This window comes from Thermodesulfobacteriota bacterium (assembly GCA_040756475.1).
Taxonomy (GTDB): domain Bacteria; phylum Desulfobacterota; class Deferrisomatia; order Deferrisomatales; family JACRMM01; genus JBFLZB01.
The window spans coordinates 1-17,172 of the sequence record JBFLZB010000082.1; the positions used below are offsets into that span (position 1 = coordinate 1).

At 69.2% G+C, this 17,172-nt stretch carries 9 protein-coding genes; 6 read left to right on the forward strand and 3 right to left on the reverse strand.

Going from position 1 to position 17,172, the window contains the following annotated elements; translation table 11 throughout:
• Window positions 1-172 precede the first annotated feature (172 nt).
• The 4 genes from AB1578_12885 to AB1578_12900 all read left to right on the forward strand — a co-directional run bounded on the left by AB1578_12885 (window position 173) and on the right by AB1578_12900 (window position 10,418).
• Entirely contained in the window at window positions 173-1,042 is an 870-nt protein-coding gene (locus tag AB1578_12885; protein MEW6488793.1) for a phosphate/phosphite/phosphonate ABC transporter substrate-binding protein, read from the forward strand.
• Between the two features lie 7 nt (window positions 1,043-1,049).
• The gene (locus tag AB1578_12890; protein ID MEW6488794.1) at window positions 1,050-3,509 is read left to right on the forward strand and encodes an ATP-binding protein; all 2,460 of its coding nucleotides are present in this window, start codon (window positions 1,050-1,052) and stop codon (window positions 3,507-3,509) included.
• 720 nt (window positions 3,510-4,229) lie between these two features.
• Window positions 4,230-6,917, forward strand: coding sequence for a hypothetical protein (locus AB1578_12895; GenBank protein MEW6488795.1), 2,688 nt, complete (start codon window positions 4,230-4,232; stop codon window positions 6,915-6,917).
• Between the two features lie 234 nt (window positions 6,918-7,151).
• Window positions 7,152-10,418, forward strand: a complete 3,267-nt coding sequence (locus AB1578_12900; GenBank protein ID MEW6488796.1) for a hypothetical protein — start codon at window positions 7,152-7,154, stop codon at window positions 10,416-10,418.
• A gap of 367 nt (window positions 10,419-10,785) precedes the next feature.
• Here the strand turns inward: AB1578_12900 and AB1578_12905 are convergent, their stop codons facing one another.
• From AB1578_12905 to AB1578_12915, 3 genes are all read right to left on the reverse strand, one after another.
• Window positions 10,786-11,514, reverse strand: a complete 729-nt coding sequence (locus tag AB1578_12905) for a PEP-CTERM sorting domain-containing protein (GenBank protein ID MEW6488797.1) — start codon at window positions 11,512-11,514, stop codon at window positions 10,786-10,788.
• Window positions 11,515-11,811: 297 nt separating this feature from the next.
• On the reverse strand, window positions 11,812-14,457 hold the full coding sequence (locus tag AB1578_12910) for a heparinase II/III family protein (GenBank protein ID MEW6488798.1): 2,646 nt from the start codon (window positions 14,455-14,457) through the stop codon (window positions 11,812-11,814).
• Between the two features lie 230 nt (window positions 14,458-14,687).
• Complete coding sequence (locus AB1578_12915; GenBank protein MEW6488799.1) at window positions 14,688-15,806, reverse strand: ATP-binding protein; 1,119 nt, start codon at window positions 15,804-15,806, stop codon at window positions 14,688-14,690.
• Between the two features lie 472 nt (window positions 15,807-16,278).
• Here AB1578_12915 and AB1578_12920 point away from each other — a divergent pair, with 472 nt between their 5' ends.
• Window positions 16,279-16,569: a type II toxin-antitoxin system Phd/YefM family antitoxin gene (locus AB1578_12920; protein MEW6488800.1), complete on the forward strand. Its 291-nt coding sequence runs from the start codon at window positions 16,279-16,281 to the stop codon at window positions 16,567-16,569.
• Complete coding sequence (locus AB1578_12925) at window positions 16,566-17,000, forward strand: type II toxin-antitoxin system VapC family toxin (GenBank protein MEW6488801.1); 435 nt, start codon at window positions 16,566-16,568, stop codon at window positions 16,998-17,000. Before AB1578_12920 ends, AB1578_12925 begins: the two co-directional genes overlap by 4 nt.
• Window positions 17,001-17,172 lie beyond the last annotated feature (172 nt).

Consider the following 17,172-nt stretch of genomic DNA (forward strand, 5'->3'; position numbering starts at 1 on the left):
GCGGCCTGTGGCCGCCGACACCGGGAACAGCCGCCGCAGGCGGCCCACACCGGCCCCTTCGGGGAGTGCGTTCCCTCAAGCTTCCCCCGGTTTCTCCCGATACGGCTGCAAGCGAGGGGTTTGCGGCCGGTAGGGCTGCGAGCCCCGTCTTCCCATGCCCCGGAGCGGTTCCATGAAGTACGTGCTGGCAGTGTGCTGGGTGCTCGCGGCGGCGGCCGCAGTGGGCGCCCGAGAGCTCCACATCGGCCTGCTGCCCGAACAGAACGTCTTCAAGCAGCTCCAGCGCTACGAGCCGCTCGGGCAGTACCTGGAGCGCAGGACCGGCGTCGCCATCCGGTTCCGGATCCTCCCCCGGTATGGGAACATCCTCGAGAGCCTCGCCGACGAGGCAATGGACGGCGCGTTCTGGGGCAGCTTCACCGGCGCCCTCGCCATCCGCAGGGCCGGCATGGAGCCCCTGGCCCGCCCCGTGGACGCCGACGGCTCCTCGTCCTACCGGGGGTACCTGTTCGTGCGCCGCGACGGCGGCCTGGCCTCGGCGGCCGACCTGAAGGGGCGCACCATGGCCTTCGTGGACCGGGCCACCTCGGCCGGGTACCTGTTTCCCGTGGCCTACCTCCGGAAGCACGGCGTGGCGGACCCGGAGCGGCACTTCGGCGAGGCCTTCTTCGCCGGGAGCCACGACGCCGCCATCGCCGCCGTCCTGGACCGCCGCGCCGACGCCGGGTGCGCCAAGAACACGGTCTACGACGCCATGGCTGCCCGGGAGCCCCGGGTGGCCCGGGAGCTCGCCGTCCTGGCGGTCTCCTCCGACTTCCCCTCCAACGCCCTGGGGCTTCGCCGCGAACTTCCCGCCGAAGTGAAGGGTGCGCTCAAGGCGGCCCTTCTCGCCATGGCGTCCGACCCCAAGGGCCGGGCCGTGCTGAAAGCCTTCGGGGCCCGGGAGTTCGTGGAGACCACCGAGGCCGACTACCGGCCGGTGTTCGAGCTGGCCGAGGTGGCCGGCATCGACCTCGACACCTACCAGTACCTCAACGACTGACCCCCCCATGGGCCGCAAGATCCTGCTCTCCTTCCTCGCCCTCCTGGCGGCCGCCGCCCTGGGGGGCCTCCCGGCGGCCGTCTATGTCACCCGGGCCACCGCGGAGCTGGAAGAGCTCCTGGGGATGCACAAGGTCGAGAGCCTGCGCAGCTCCCTGATCATCGAGGTCCAGGGCGTGCAGGCCGACCTTCACGCCCTCCACACCCCCCGCGCCCGCGACCTGGACGCGATGGTAGCCAACGTCCTGCGCCTGGAGCAAACGGCTTCCCAGTGCCGATCGTGCCATCACGAGGCCGAGACCCTGCGCCGGCTCGATGCGATGGAAGGCCTGATCGAGCACTACCAGGAGGCCCTGAGCTACTTCATCACCGCCCGGGCCAACCGGGAGCGCATGCACAACCTCCAGCTCGCCGCGGCAGGCATCGGGGACCAGATCCTCGCGGTGGGCGAAGAGATGGCGCGGGAGGCCAGCCGCCGCCTCGACCAGACGACCCTGGCCGCCACCGAGCGCATCCACCGGGTCAAACCCGTCATCGCCGCCACCGGGGTGGCCGTGCTGCTCCTGGGGCTCCTGGCCGCCCTGCACCTCACCCGGTCCGTCACCCGACCGGTGCGGCGGCTGGTGGAAGCCACGCGGGTGCTGGCCTCGGGCGAGGTCGGACACACCGTCTCGGCGGAGGGCACCCCCGAGTTTGCCGAGCTCGCCGACCACTTCAACGCCATGAGCGCGGCCCTGCGAGACCAGTACGAGCGTCTCCAGGAGGCCAACGTGGAGCTCGAGGCCGAGATCGCCGAGCGCCGCCGCACCGAAGAAGCCCTCCGGCTCGACGAGAGCCGCCTGCGGGCCCTGCTGGACTTGAGCCGCATGGCCAGCGCACCCCCTCGCTGCATCGCCGAGTTCGCGCTGGACCGGGCCCTGGAGCTCACGGGCAGCACCGCCGGCTTCGTGGCCCTGGTGGAGAACGGCGCCCGGCGCTTCACCCCCTGCGCCCACCGCGCCCCGGCCCGGGGCGCCGCCCTGCTCCCGGACCCCTGTCGGGAGGAGCCGACCCGAGACGACGCCCCCTGGTCCGCCGCGGTGCGGTCCCGGGCCCCCACGTTCCGCACCGGGCCGCAGCCGCTGCTGTGCGTACCCCTCCTGGACCAGGACCGGCTGGCAGGGCTCGCCGTCATGGCCGGCAAGGGGGGAGACTACCGGGAGGCGGACGCGCACCACCTGGGGCTGCTCCTCCACGGCCTGTGGCAGCACGTGGGCCGCCGGAAGGCCGAGGAGGAGCTCCTGCGCGCCCAGAAGCTCGAGTCGGTGGGCCTCTTGGCGGGCGGCATCGCCCACGACTTCAACAACCTGCTCACGGGCATCCTGGCCAACGTGTCGCTCGCCCAGGCCGGCCTGCACGACGCCGAGCCGGTGCGCACGCGCCTCCAAGAGGTGGAGAAGGCGTCCCTTCGGGCCCAGGCCCTCACCCAGCAACTCCTGACCTTTTCCAAGGGCGGCGCCCCGGTGCGCAAGGCGGCCCGCCTGGGGGAGCTCGTGCGCGAGGCCGCGGCCTTTGCCCTGAGCGGGGCCAGCGCGCGCTGCGAGTTTGCGCTTCCCGACGACCTGTGGCCCGCGCCGGTGGACGCGGGCCAGATCGGCCAGGTCGTCAGCAACCTGGTGATCAACGCCGCCCAGGCCATGGGCGAGGGCGGCACGGTCACCGTCTCGGGTGAAAACGTGGAAGCCGGCGGCGGCGACCTGCCCGGGGCCGCCGGCCGCTACGTCTGCATCGGCGTTCGAGACGAAGGCTGCGGGATCCCGCCGGCGGATCTGGAGCGGATCTTCGACCCCTACTTCACCACCAAGCCGGGGGGCACCGGCCTGGGCCTCGCCACGGCCTACTCGGTGGTGCGCCGCCACGGCGGGCACCTGACGGTCGCGTCCGAACCCGGCGCCGGGGCGACCTTTCGCGTCTACCTTCCCGCCGCCGGCACCTCGGCGCCCGCCGGCGAGGGAGCCGAGCCGGAACCGGTGCATGCCCCTGCGCCCCCGCCGCCCCCCCACCGCCGGGTGCTCGTGATGGACGACGAAGCCATGATCCGCGATGTGGCCGCAGCCATCCTGCAGCAGGAGGGATTCGCTGTGGAGACAGCCCCATCGGGGGAAGAGGCCGTGGCGGCCTACGCCCGCGCCCGGGACACCGCAGACCCCTTCGCGGCCGTGGTGCTCGACCTTACCGTGCCCGGCAAGATGGGCGGACTCGAGACCCTCGAACGCCTGCGGGAGCTGGATCCGGACGTGCGGGCGGTCGTCTCGAGCGGCTACTCCAACGACCCCGCCATGGCCGAGCACGAGCGCTACGGCTTCCGTGCCCGCGTCCGCAAGCCCTACCGCATGGCCGACCTCCTGGCCGCCCTGGAGGAAGCGCTCCGCCCCGCACCCCCTTCCGCCCCGCCGTCCCCGATCGAAGGCCCGAGAGCCAGGCCGTAACAAGGCCTTCACAATTCACGAAACGCCGATTTTGGGCGACCCGCGACTTCCCGCTGACGCTGGCCCTCTACAGCAATCTGCACTCCACGGAGAATGGTTCGACACCATGTCGCGCCGACCCCATTGACGCGCAGCCCCGGCCCAGTCCAGGACGGACGCCAGTAGGGTCTCGCTGAGCCGGGCGAGCGTCGCCTCCTCTTCCCTTGTCGGGAGGTTGCAGTAGCATGTCCGCGCGGGCGGCTCTTGCCGAGCCCCATGCGGCTGGGCAGTTGCGACATCCGGGGGTGTTGTGCGATGGGATTCGTGTCCGTGGGATTGGCAAAGACCACTCCCCCGACGGCTACCGGCCGGCTGCCGCGGCGCCGTCTCTTCGAGCGCCTGGACGGCGGACCTGACCCGGCGGTCCTCTGGATCTCCGGGCCCGCGGGCTCCGGAAAGACCACTCTCGTCAGTTCCTACCTCGAGGACAGGAGGCGGCCGGTTTTCTGGTACCAGGTGGACGGGGGTGACGAAGACCTCGCCACCTTCTTCCACTATGGGCGCCTCGCGGGAGAACGAGCGGCGCCCGCGACCTCCCCGCCCCTGCCGTCCTTTTCCCAGCAGAACGCTTTCGGCGTCGCCGAGTTCAGCCGCCAGTTCTTTGCGTGCCTCTTCGAGCGCCTCCCCGCCGCCTTCCTCCTGGTCCTCGACAAACTACACAAGGTTTCCCCCGGCGCGCCCATGCACGCCGCCCTGCTCGAGGCGCTCACCCGCCTCCCCGTGGGAGCCCGGCTGGTGCTGTTGAGCCGAAGCGACCCGCCCCCTGCCTATGCGGCCTTGCGTGCCCAGCGCCAAATGGACGTGCTCGGGTGGGAGGAGCTGCGCCTGACGCGCGAGGAGGTCGGGCAGATCGCCGCAAGCCATGGACTTTCGGGCGCGTCGGACCGCGACATCGACCACCTCCACGAGATCGTGGACGGCTGGACGGCCGGGCTGCTGCTCATCCTGGAAGACGCACGGCGTCACGGATTCCTCGTCCGGCGGCACGCGTTCTCCGGTCAGGAGCAGGTGTTCGACTACTTCGCGAGCGAGATCCTCGATCGCCTCGACGAAACGATCCGAGAGTTCCTGCTGAAGACCGCGTGGCTGCCAGACCTGACGGCGGCGTGGGCGCAGCAGCTCACCGGAAATCCCTCCGCGGAGCAAATCCTGTCGGCCCTGCACCGGAACAACCACTTCACCGAAGAGCGCCTCCTTGACCAACCCGTGTACCAGTACCACTTCCTGTTTCGCGAGTTCCTCCTGCGGCGGTCGATGCAGACGTTCTCCGCGGCCGCGTTGACGGCCCTGCAGCGCCAGGCGGCAGCGCTGCTGCACGAAGGCGGCCGTGAGGAAGATGCGGTGCCGCTATTGGTTCAGGCCAGCGCGTGGTCGGACCTCGCCCGGGTGATCCTGCACCAGGCCCCGAAACTGGTGGAACAGGCCCGTCACCTCGTGCTGACCAAGTGGCTGCACGATCTCCCGGCCGAGATCGTCCACGACGACCCCTGGCTTTCCTACTGGGAGGGCGTCGCCCAGGTGCCGTACGACATGGTAGCGAGCCGGCGCCACCTCACCCGAGCGCTCGCTCGCTTCAGGGCGGAGGGCGAGCTCCAGGGCTACGCCCGCGCCTGGATTCACCTCGTCACCACCTACGTGGCCGAGTTCCACGATTTCCAGTCCCTGGACCCCTGGATCGAGGAGATCCTTGCCATCCTTCCGGGTTCTGCCCACACGCTGCCCCGCCAACTGGATGCCGACCTGGCTTTGGCGATCTTCTCCGCCCTGATGTTCCGGCAGCGACATCACCCGCAGTTGCCGCACTGGACGGAGCGGGTGGAAGAGTTGGTGCAAGAGGGCGGGGCGCCCGCCCGCCGGGTCGCAGCCGGCGCCCGGCTGCTGCTCCACTACACTTACTCCGGGGAATTCTCCAAAGCGGCACGTCTCGTCGCTCTGCTCCGCCCCTTGGTGAAGCTCGACACCACGCCCCCCTTCCTGGTGCTCGAGTGGCTGGCCCACGAGGTCGCGTATCACTGGCTGGCAGGATCTCCCGGCCCCGCGATCGACATGGTCAGGCAGGGGCTGGAACGCGCAGCGACCGCCGGAATCCCCGTGTTCAACTCCACCTTCTGCGCAGTGGGAACCTGGGACGCCGTGACTCGAGGAGACCATCGGACCGCGACAGAGTTGTTGGACCGAATGGCCCGGGAGATCCCTTCCCATCGCCTCAACGACGTCGCGCGCTACCAGTACCTGCGCGCCCTCGACGACGGGGCAAGAGGAAACTTCAGCACTGCAATGGAGTTGGCCGCCAGCGCTCTGGAGCTCGCCGATCGCAGCGGTTTCCCGTTCTCGTTGTGTCTGTGCTCGACCGCCGTGGGACATCTGCTCACGGAGAGGGGAGAGCACGAGGAGGCGACGCGGCGTCTCGAAGCCGCCCACGAGCTCGCCCGTGCGGCCAAGACTCCCTACCTCGAATTCGTCTGCGGTTTCTACCGAGCGCATCTCGCCTTCCGCAGGGGAGAGCCGGCGCTGGGCAGAGATCGTCTTCGGGAAACGCTGCGCCTCGGTCGGGAGAACTCTTGGTTCGTCCTTGCGTGGTGGCAGCCCGATCGAGTCACGGACCTCTGTGTCAAAGCGCTCGAGGCGGGCATCGAGGTCGAATACGTACAGGAGTTCGTCCGGCGCCGCCATCTCGTCCCCCGCACGCCTCCCCTCCACCTGGAGGAGTGGCCGTGGGGCGTGCGGATCTTCACGCTGGGACGCTTCGACGTCGTGGTGGACGGCCGTTCGCTGCGCTCCGCTCCCGACTGGCGCCGCAAGACGCTGTATCTGCTCAAGGCACTCATTGCCCTGGGCGGCCGCGACGTGCAGGAGTGGCAGCTCCTCGACGCGCTCTGGCCGGACGCCGACGGCGATCTTGCCCACCGTTCTTTCGCGACGACCCTCTACCGCCTCCGAAAGCTCCTCGGCGTGCCCGAGGCGCTCCGTCTCCGAGGTGGCCGCCTGACTCTCGACGATCACCATGTCTGGGTCGACGTGTGGGCACTCGAGCGCGTTCTCGACCTGGCCGAGAAATCGTCCCGGGAGGCTTCTCAGGCAAGCTCCGACCGGGAGCACCGCATCATCAAGGTGATGGGCTTGTACCGCGGTTCCTTTCTCGCCGAGGACGCCGATCAGCCCTGGAGCTTTCACCGCCGGGAGGGCCTGCGCAGCCGCTTCCTGCACGCGGTGAAAAGCTCGGGGCAAGTCCTCGAGCGCTGCGGCCGCACGGAGTCGGCGGCCGCGCTCTACCGCAAGGCCCTGGAGGTCGAGGCCTCGAACGACGTCCAACGCCGGTTGGCGGCGTGCGCAGCACAGCTCGGCCAGAAACGGGAACCGCAGCTCTGAGCTGCGGCGGCTCGTTGCAGAGGCGCTCCAGGGTTCGATTTCTCGCCGTGTGACCTTTTTGTGTCCGCCGCCGCTGTACCCTCCTTTGACCCGTTGGCGGTTCCCGGCCCGGTCATCGCCATCCGGATCCCATTCCGGTGTTCCCGCAGTGTCGGGTGCAGATTCACCCACGGGCCCGTTCAGATAGGGGTCTGATCGGGGGTTGGGTGTGGTGTGGAGCGAAAGGAGGATGTCATGAGAAGGCGCGGCTTCTGGGGTTGGACTCTTGCCGTTCTTCTGGTTCTTGGGATTGTTTCCCCGAGCGGCGCGCAAGAGGGTGTCTCGTTCAGTTGGGCCGGAGTGACCCATTACACCCTGTGGGACGGCAGCGAGATGGACGGTCTCGACGTCGGGCTGCCGGATACCGGGAACGGCCTCGACGGCCGGACCGTGGCCGTGAGCGGGCCCGGCGGCTTCCACTACACGTTTACCGACGAGGATATCAGCCCCTGGCTGGGCGGAACCCTCTCGGCGTTCCAATGGTTCCCCTTGCTGGAGGAGGGTCATTACACCTTCACGGTCACGGGTGCCGACGCCAGTTCGGTCACCCAGGTCGACCTCCACGAGGGAAGTCGGGCCCTTCCTGTCCTCGATCCGGCAACGCTGCAACTCCGGCGGATGGCAGATGGTGGGTATCGAGTCCACTGGACCCTGGCGCCGGAAGCGCGCACCTACTGGTACCGGCTGCGGATCGTCGATGACGCCGACGTGCCCGTCTACACCGGCAGCCGCCGACAGGCGACGACCGAGGATGTGCCGGCCGGACTCCTCACAGATGGAGCCGCCTATCGGGTGCGCATCGAGGTGTTCGACAGTCCCACTTTCGAGCAGCTCTTCAACCGTTCCCACAGCCCTTGGATCGACTTCACCCCGGATCCGGGCCACTACGACCCGCGTCTGCAGCTGGTGCAGTCCGCCGCCGTCAACCACCGAGTTTCCTTTGACGGGGAGGTAGGGACCGGGTTCTCTCTCATGGTGCACAACGCGCCAACCGTGTCCCTGATCGAAGTAACCGGTCCTGCAGGCTTTTCCACGACCTTCGACCTCCCAACAGATTACGACCCCCAATTCAACGAGTTCCTCCGGATGGTCCAGGGGTCCTGCATTCCGGGCTTGTACACGTTTCGCATCGTGTCGGAGACGGTGGGGGCGGGGCCGGTGGAGCAGTTCGCGTACGCCCAGCTGACCGAGGCGGTGATCTACCCGGCCTTAGATGCGGCAACCTGGCAGGCGGAGGAGACCCCCTGGGGGGCGATCCGCCTCAGTTGGACCGGGGTGGACCGGGCCGATACCCTCTACTATCGCGTGATGCTGAAAGACGACTCCGGCTGGCTGTCGATCACAACCCGGCGGAGCCAGGCGCTCGTGGACCTGGACCCCGCCTTGCTCCAGGGCCGCTCCGGGCTGGAGTGGCGGGTGGAAGTCCACGACTCGGAGAACTACCAGACCGTGAGAAATCGACGCCATGGGCCGTTTGTGCCCCTGGCAATCCAACCCTACACGGGGGTCCGAGATCTGGCGGGTTCGCAGGTTCGCCATCGCGTGAATCCCGACGGAAGGTATTTCACGGACCTCTGGTTCGACCTCGTCGACAACTTTGCCACCTCGCCCATCGAGAATCTCTGGGTGAGCGGACCCGGGGGGTTCCACCTCTCCCTTGCGGATATCGAGGCAGATCCGCTGTGTCGGTACCTCGAGGACACCGTCAGCGGCATGGGCTACCATTGCCGACTGGACAGCATTCCCCCGGCCGCCGGGCTGTTCACGTTTGTCCTGCAGGACGCGAATGGACAGCGGGTCCTCTATGATTACCAGCCCGAGCCCTCCCCCGTGCCGGTCCCGGATTATCGGACCTTCAATGTGAGCGTCGAATCCAACGACAACCTGCGTCTTACCTGGGCTCCAGTGCAGGCAGGGCGGCCCGTGTGGTACATGGCGAGCTTTCTCCGGCTGACCGATCAGACCGGCGACGGCAGTGTTGACGAAGTGTACAACTCCGGCTTGCTCAACAGGCCCGTCTGGAGTTTCTCTCCCACGTCCCTCCCCGACGAGCCGCTGATGCTTCGGCTCCAGGTGCGCAATACGTCCAACTGGAGCCTGGTAAGCGAGCGGTCCATGGCGGTGTTCGTGGGCTGGGAGGGGCCCGGCTTCGATTACAGCTCGGTCCCCAATGAGGACGGCGACGACCTCGCTGCCAACGTGGATCCGGACGATACGGACGCTTCCATGTCCGCCGCCTGCTTGATGTATGGGGGGCTGGACTACTGCCCGCCGGCCAAGGCCGTGGGCCTGACGCCGTCGCTGCCGAGCCCCCAGGCTGTCGGGACGGCGGTGACGTTTACGGCGGGTGCCCAACCCGCGGGGGGAACCTACGAGTACCGGTTCTGGCTCAAGGAGGGCGCGACCTGGACCGTGGTGCAGAATTACGGGCCCAGCACACAATGGACTTGGAGCACCGCCGGTGGGGCGGCGGGCACCTACTACGTGCAGGTCGACTCCCGCAGGGTGGGCTCCACGGCGAACCGGGAGACGGCCAAGGTGGTCGCCTACACCCTCACGGCGCCGACCACCCCGGCCACCGGCGTCACCCTCACCCCGAGCCTGGCGAGCCCCCAGGCGGTGGGCACGAGCGTCCTCTTCACCGCCGCGGGACTGCCCGAGGGCGGGAGCTACGAGTACCGGTTCTGGCTCAAGGAGGGAGCGACCTGGGCCGTCGTGCAGAGCTACTCCGCCAGCGCCCAGTGGACCTGGAGCACCGTAGGCAAGGCCCCGGGCACCTACTACGTCCAGGTCGACTGCCGCGCCGTGGGCTCCACCGTGAACCGGGAAGCGGCCAAGGTGGTCGCCTACACCCTCACGGCGCCAACGACCCCGGCCACCGGCGTCACCCTCACCCCGAGCCTCCCCAGCCCACAGCCCGTGGGCACCGGGATCACCTTTACCGCGGCCGGGCTCCCGGACGGAGGCACCTACGAGTATCGGTTCTGGCTCAAGGAGGGAGCGACCTGGACCGTGGTGCAGCACTACTCCGCCAGCGCCCAGTGGACCTGGAGCACCACGGGAAAGGCCGAGGGCACCTACTACGTCCAGGTCGACTGCCGGGCCGTGGGCTCGACGGTGAACCGGCAGGCGGCCAAGGTGGTCGCCTATGTCCTGGCGGCGCCCACCACCCCGGCCACCGGCGTGACCCTCACCCCGAGCCTCCCCAGCCCACAGCCCGTGGGCACCGGGATCACCTTTACCGCGGCCGGGCTTCCCGAGGGCGGCACCTACGAGTACCGGTTCTGGCTCAAGGAAGGGGCCGTCTGGACCGTGGTGCAGCACTACTCCGCCGGCGCCCAGTGGACCTGGAGCACAGGGGGTAAGGCTCCCGGCACCTACTACGTGCAGGCCGACTGCCGCGCCGCGGGCTCCACCGCCAACCGGGAGGCGGCCAAGGTGGTGAGTTACACGCTGCAATAGAGCCAACGGGCCCGCTGGCGGACGGCTGGGGTCGGAGCGCCGGCCGCCCTCGGGCCCCTGGCAGGTGGGTGCCTCCCGGCAGGTGCTGGTGGCGGGGCGTCGGGCGGGAGCGCCGTGGAGGGAGATGACCTCGCGCGTCCCCGAGAGCCTGCGGCCGGCCCCCTACACGCAGCGGTGCCAGGGCCGCACGACGAACGGCCCCTGGCACCATCCCTGCGGACCGCCGCAGATCAGGACTCCGGTCTCGGCCACGGGAAGCCCCAGCCGCAGGTAGTAGCGCAGCCCAGCGAAGACGGCCGGGTCGATGGTCTCCCCCGCCTTGATTTCGATGGGGTGGAGTGGTCGCCGTGGGTGGCTGCGCCGGCCCCTACCGCCTTTCGGGCCGGGCCCGAACGAACCGCGCCGCGCCGATGAGCCCCGACCCCAGGAGCAGCAGCGTGCCCGGCTCCGGCACGACCGCGGCGGGAGGCACCCCGTTTGGCTCCAGCCTCAGCTCCACGGCATCGAGCCTCACGTTCCAGAGCCGCAGCGTGAGGTCCAGGGAGTCGGAGGTCATCCACGAGAGGTCGATGCCGGTCTCCACCCAGCCTACGGTTTGATTGGGGGCCAGTCCGTCGCCCAAGGACTGCACGGGTCCGGTGGCAAAGGAACAGGTCGTCGGGACCAGGGGCTCCGTCACCGCCACGGCATCCTCGTCCTGCATATTCTTCACCCCCAACAAGACCTCGTATTGATTCCAGGAGGTGTCGACGTAATCTCCCTTCTGCGCATAGAACCGGAGGCTTGCAGACTGGAGCCCTTCACGGTCGATGCCAGAGACATCGAAATGGAGCCAAACCGCGTCGAAAAACCTTGCAGACTTCCCCGTGGCATAGTAGTCCGCGTCCACGGTTCCCACCCTCTGCGGAGCCCACACCCCGTCCAGCTCGCGCAAGAGCTCCGTCACATCGTCCTCTGCCGTGAATACCTTGCCCACCTCGTTCTGGAACGAGATTCCAGACCCGAGAGCGACGGTGATCGGGGTGGAGTGAACGGTGCCCACATGGGCAGTGGCCAGCAGCAGGCTGGCAATACCAAGGGTGAGCCATCGGGGCATGGGTCAAACCTCCTGTTTGGCCGCGAACCCAACGGGTCGCCGCGCACGTCCGTTGCCGTCGGCCAGAGGAAGAAGCACAAAACATGCCGGCGGGCTCCGAACCCGCTCCCACGCGTCCTTGCGCCGTTTCGGCTTGTCCCTCGCAGGCGCTACAGGGGTTTCAGTGGGCATTGATTGGAAAAAAAATACCCACTCTCTGGAAAATGGGTAATAGCATGCCCTCTCACGCCAGGCCACGACTCCGGTCGGGCTCGCGAGGTGGGAGGTCGGCCGGCAGAAAGCGGGCGCGACGCGCGACTACGGGGGACGGGGAAGAGTCTCGGAGAGGACCCACTCCCCCGGGGCGCGGGGCACGGGAACCCCGTCCATCTCGACGCGGGTGCCCCGGACGAGAAAGGCCGCGGCGCCGTTCGCCCCCAAGGTCACCGCCGCGATCTCCGCATCGGTGGCGAAGCGGCGGCCCGCTGCCTCGACGCTTCGCTGCACGCCGGCCTCTCCCCAGAGGAGCAGGTACGTCACGCCGTCCACCTCGGCCACCGCACCCCCCTGCCCGCCGGCCCCCCCGAGAGGTACCACCCGGGCTGCCTCCACGGAGGCCGGGCCGGGTTCGGCGCGGACCTCCACCTCGTCGAACCAGCACTGCCCCTGCCCGAAGAACTGGAGGGCCAGGCTGATCTGCTCGGTACCTTCCGGCACCGTCGCCGTCACCTCGTAGCGCGCCCACTCGGGCGCCGTCGGGCCGGGGCCCTGGGTGCGGGCAAACGCCTTCCCCCCCTTCCAGAAGAAGAACACGCTGCTCGCCCCCGTAGGGGCGGTGCTGCGGCCCCAGAACCGGGCGGTCACCCGCGTGCCCGCCGGCAGGGCGAAGCGGCTCGAGTAGTAGTAGCCGGCCCCGTCGATGCGGGCCGACGCGCGCCCGCCGCGGCGGACGGCGGTATCGAGCACGTGGTTGGGGCCCTGCCCCTGCGCATTGCGGATCTGCCAGCCGGCCAGGCCGTCCTCGAACCCAGGGTTGGCAAGGAGGCGGGCGTGCCGCCGCGGCACCAGCACCGTCGTGACCCAGGCCCGTCGGGCGCGGCCCGTGGTCGCCGCCAGGTAGGGCCCGCGCCGCTCCGCCCCGGGGTAGCTGGCGGCCGAGAGGGAGACGCCCCCGGGAGAGAACGGATGGATCTCGAGAAGGCTCCGCCGCCCCACCGCGCGGGCCGCGCCGCCCCCGAGCTCGAAGGTCCCGCCCTGGGGCAGGTGGAAGAGCAGGGAGTAGGCCCGGGGCTCCGGGGCCTCCAGGGTGTCGCGCACGAAGAACACGCCGGGCTTGGCGAAGACGATCTCCCGGGTGAACCGCTCGAGCACCCGCACCCCGTCCGGGTTGTAGCTCTCCGCCGCCTCCCCCCGCACGTAGTCGAAGTCCTCCCCCCCGAAGAAGGCCGCGATCCTCGCCCGGTCCAGGTGCACCTGGTCGCGGCCCGGCGTGCTGATGGCGTGGCTCTTCAGGTAGGGAGCGTCCAGATCCAGGACCGCGGTGTTGTGGCCCAGGGTGCCCACGGAGTAGCGCCGCTCCGCCGGCTCGAAGTACGTCCGCGAGCCCGGATCCGAGGCAATCCACTCCCCCCCGTAGCTCAGTTGAAAGCTGTTGTGATCGAAGTGGTTGTGACCCACGACCCGGTCCCGAGGGCCGGCCTTGAAGGCCAGGAAGGGGCCGTCCTCCCGGTAGCCGTCCCGCAGCACCGCGTAGCCCGCCGAAGGAAAGGCCCCCGAGGGGCGGAACGGGGGCGGGGCGATCCGGAGGCGGGCCGGGTCCAGCACGAGGAGGTTTCGGGGCGAGGGCTCGCCCAATGCCCCGATCCGATCGCCGTACCAGGCGGCCGCCGTGTCGCCCCGAAGGGCCAGCATCGTGAGAATGCGGCCGAACCCCGGCGTGGGGTTCCCGTCGCCGAAGGTCGGCTGCGTTCCGGTGCCCGGGTCGAGCAGGCTCACGCAGTACCGCGGCAACGAGCGGAGGAAGGGATGGGTCCAGAGGTCGTGGGGGACCCCGGCGGTATCCAGCGCCCAGAGGAGGTCCGCCAGGTTGTCCGTTGCGTACGTGCCGTACACCGCCCCTTCGAGGGGTGCGCCGTCCGGGTCCTGGGCGTCCAGGTAGCCGCGCGCCTTGGCGACCGCCTGATCGAGCCACGCCTCCGCCCGGGGGTCGTCGCCCAGCAGCGCCACGGCTCCGATGCCCAGACCCGTGGCCGCCACCGCCGCAAAGTTGTGATACGAGTCGAGCTGACCCACCCGGGCGCTCAAGGGAGCGAGGGCCTTCTCGGCCAGGGCAGCCCTGACCCGTGCCCGCTCCGCAGCGCTCAACGGGTCTCGGCACCAGTCATAGAACACCCCCACCCACACCGCCGCGTGGCCGGTGTCCAGCGAGGGCCGGCCGCCGCCGTAGCTCGGGTCCGTCCAGATCCCCGGCCAGGAGGCGAGGTGCCAGACGATCTCTCTGGCCTTCTCGAAGTAGCGCAGCTCCCCCGAGATCCGCCAGGCGATGAGGAAGTGCTGGAGCCGCGTCGTGATCGAGTCGGCCCGCTCCTGGAACATGGCTGTCCAGACGGGATAGTGCGGGGAGTCGTCGTGGCGGGGCGGCGGTGCGTCGGAGAGGGTGTAGGACCAGCTCTTGGAAGGCCCGCCCTCCCGGCCCGGGATGTCCACCTGATACCGGTAGGGCGGCGCCGCGGCAAGCTGATCCGCCCTTCGCCGGACGGCCTCCCACGACTGCGCGGCCGACCCCGAGACCGCGGCGGCCGCGGGAGCGGACAGGGCCGCCCGCACCCGGGCGAGCACCTCCGGCGTCACGAAAATCCTGGGGTCGGGCGCGGCGCCTGCCGCGGGTGCAGCGACGGCCAGCCAGGCGAGGGCCAGCAGCACCGCGCCGCCCACGAAGCGGCCCTTTCGAGCAAGGATCGTCATCGGGTCCCGGTCCGCACGTCGGTCACCCCAGTTGAGACCTCAACCGGGAACAGCGGCCTGTGGCCGCCGACACCGGCCCCTTCGGGGGGTTCCCAGTTCCCGGTTCCCAGTTCCGGGTTGAGACCTCAACCGGGAACAGCGGCCTGTGGCCGCCGACACCGGGAACAGCCGCCGCAGGCGGCCGACACCGGCCCCTTCGGGGAGTTCCCCAGTTCCCTTCCCCCTTCCCCCTACACAAGCCCCCGCAACAGAGCCATGGCTGGGGCGACCCGGATGCCCTCGGGGGTCACGTAGTCCTGTCGGCCCATGGCCGAGACCTGCCATGCCTGGGCGTCGGGGAACCGCGCCGTCAGGTAACGGAGCCCCCGGTCGACTTCGGCGTCGTCCCACTTGCACTCCACCAGCAGCAGCGGCCGGTGCCCCTCGGTCACCACGAAGTCGACCTCGCGGCGGTCTACGTCCCGGAAGTAGCGCAACTCAAGGTCCCGACCCTCCACGTCCTGTTCGTAGTGAACCCATTTGAGCAGGTGGCAGGCCACCAGGTTCTCGAATCGGGCCCCCGGCGCGGGCACCACGGACCAGTCCAGATGGTAGTGCTTCTGCTCTTTGCGCACCGCCCGCAGCCGAGGGGCGCCGAATGGCGCCAAGCGAAACACAGCATACAGCCGCTCCAGAATCTCGACCCAGCGGGCCACCGTCTTGTGGCTCACCCGCAGATCCTCTCGCAGGGCGTTCAGAGACAAGGGGGACCCCACGCGGTCGGGCAGCGCCAGCGTCAGCAGCTCCAGGGTCCCCAGGTCGGCCACCCGCTCCAACCCCGCCACCTCCTCGCGCACCAGCAGGGTCCGGTACTGCCGGGACCAGCGCCGCGCCTCGGTCTCCGAGCCCGAAAGATAGGGTTCGGGAAACCCGCCCAGGGTCAGCAGGTCGCCGAGCTCCGCCGCCGTGTCCAGCCCGAGCTCGGCCACCGAGAGGGGGTGGAGCCGCAACAGGTGATATCGCCCCTGTAGCGAATCGCCGCCGAAGCGGTACAGATCGAGCCGCGCGCTACCCGTCACCAGGATGCGCTGCCCCGGCCGGCGCCCGTCGTACAAGCCCTTCAGGTAGTTTCGCCAGGGGCGGTACTTGTGGATCTCATCAAAGACCCACAGGTCGCTCGCAGGCAGCCTCCGACGCAGGATTTGCTCCCGGTGCTCGGCCACGTCCCAGTTCAGGTACCCCGCCTCTGCGCCCTCCACGCTCCGGGCCAGGGTCGTCTTGCCCACCTGCCGAGGCCCGGCCACGAACACCATCTTCGCGTCCAGGTCGCGCTCGATCTGCGGTTTCAAGTAGCGAGTTTGGATGTCCACGGCGCCCTCTGGCTGCGATTCTACCCGCAGGAGAAAAAACACGCGAGTCATTTTGCTGCAGGTAGAATTTACTCGCTAGCCCTTCCGGGCTCCCCATTCCCAGTTCCCGGTTCCCGGTTAAGATCTCAACCGGGGCTCAACCGGGAACAGCGGCCTGTGGCCGCCGACACCGGGAACAGCCGCCGCAGGCGGCCGACACCGGCCCCTCCTTTCACCCTTCACCCTTCACCTTTCACCTTTCGATGTTCTCCTTCTCCAGGGCCAGCCGCACCGGCTCCCGGTCCGCGCCGAAGGACACCGAGCGGCCCTGCCGGGCCGCATCGCCTACGGGAGCCGGCTCCTACCCTCCACGAAACCCGTCAGGCAGTGCATCCTCGACGTCCTCTTCGGCCTCCCGAACCAGTGGGCGCCGCGCTTGCCGAGAGCGTTCCGCCACCCTAGAATGCCCATCTGGATAGACAGGAGGCCGATCGTGATCGAATACTCCATTGCCGAAGCCAAGAATCACCTGCCTAAGATCGTGCACGAGGTGGAGCAAGAGGGTGCCGTTCAACTCACCCGCCGCGGACGCCCCGTGGCCGTCATCCTTTCGGGAGCGGAATACGAGCGCCTCCTCCAAGACAGAACGCCTAGGGTCTCGCTCATGGAGACCATCGGGGCATGGCGGCGGGAGATCCAGGGTGGCTTTCCGGAGGTGAGCCGGGAGGAGGTCGAGACCTGGAGAGACCGGGCGCCAGGCAGAGGTTTCGAGTGGCCGGAATGAGGTACCTGTTGGACACCAACGTCCTGTCCGAACCGACCCGCCGGATGCCCGACGCGGGGGTCATGGCCCACCTGGCATTGCACGACAGCGAGTCGTGCACCGCGGCTCCGGTGATCCACGAGATGGTTTTCGGGATCGAACGAATGGATCCCGGGAGACGGCGCGAGCAGCTTTCGGAGTACGTGGCGCGAGTTCTTCGCGTCCCGATACCAGTACTGCCCTATGATGAGGCAGCCGCCAGGTGGCATGCCCGGGAGCGAGCCCGGCTCGAGAAGACCGGACAGCCTCCCGCCTTCGTGGACGGCCAAATCGCAGCGATTGCGGCCGTGCATGGACTGGTGCTCGTCACGCGCAACGTGCGGCAGTTCGAGGTCTTCGCCGACCTGCCCCTCGTAAACTGGTTTCAGGACGCGCACGCGAAACCTGCTTGACAATCGCGGTGTTCCCAGTTCCCAGTTCCCAGTTCCCAGTTCCCAGTTCCCGGTTAAGATCTCAACCGGGTCTCGACCGGGAACAGCGGCCTGTGGCCGCCGACACCGGGAACAGCCGCCGCAGGCGGCCGACACCGTCCCCTTCGGGGAGTTCCCGGTTCGGCTCAAACTC

Bases quoted from the DNA above. Each gene is read 5' to 3' on its own strand.
- AB1578_12885 (MEW6488793.1), top strand. From the start codon at position 173: ATGAAGTACGTGCTGGCAGTGTGCTGGGTGCTCGCGGCGGCGGCCGCA.
- AB1578_12890 (MEW6488794.1), top strand. From the start codon at position 1,050: ATGGGCCGCAAGATCCTGCTCTCCTTCCTCGCCCTCCTGGCGGCCGCC.
- AB1578_12895 (MEW6488795.1), top strand. From the start codon at position 4,230: ATGCACGCCGCCCTGCTCGAGGCGCTCACCCGCCTCCCCGTGGGAGCC.
- AB1578_12900 (MEW6488796.1), top strand. From the start codon at position 7,152: ATGAGAAGGCGCGGCTTCTGGGGTTGGACTCTTGCCGTTCTTCTGGTT.
- AB1578_12905 (MEW6488797.1), bottom strand. From the start codon at position 11,514: ATGCCCCGATGGCTCACCCTTGGTATTGCCAGCCTGCTGCTGGCCACT.
- AB1578_12910 (MEW6488798.1), bottom strand. From the start codon at position 14,457: ATGACGATCCTTGCTCGAAAGGGCCGCTTCGTGGGCGGCGCGGTGCTG.
- AB1578_12925 (MEW6488801.1), top strand. From the start codon at position 16,566: ATGAGGTACCTGTTGGACACCAACGTCCTGTCCGAACCGACCCGCCGG.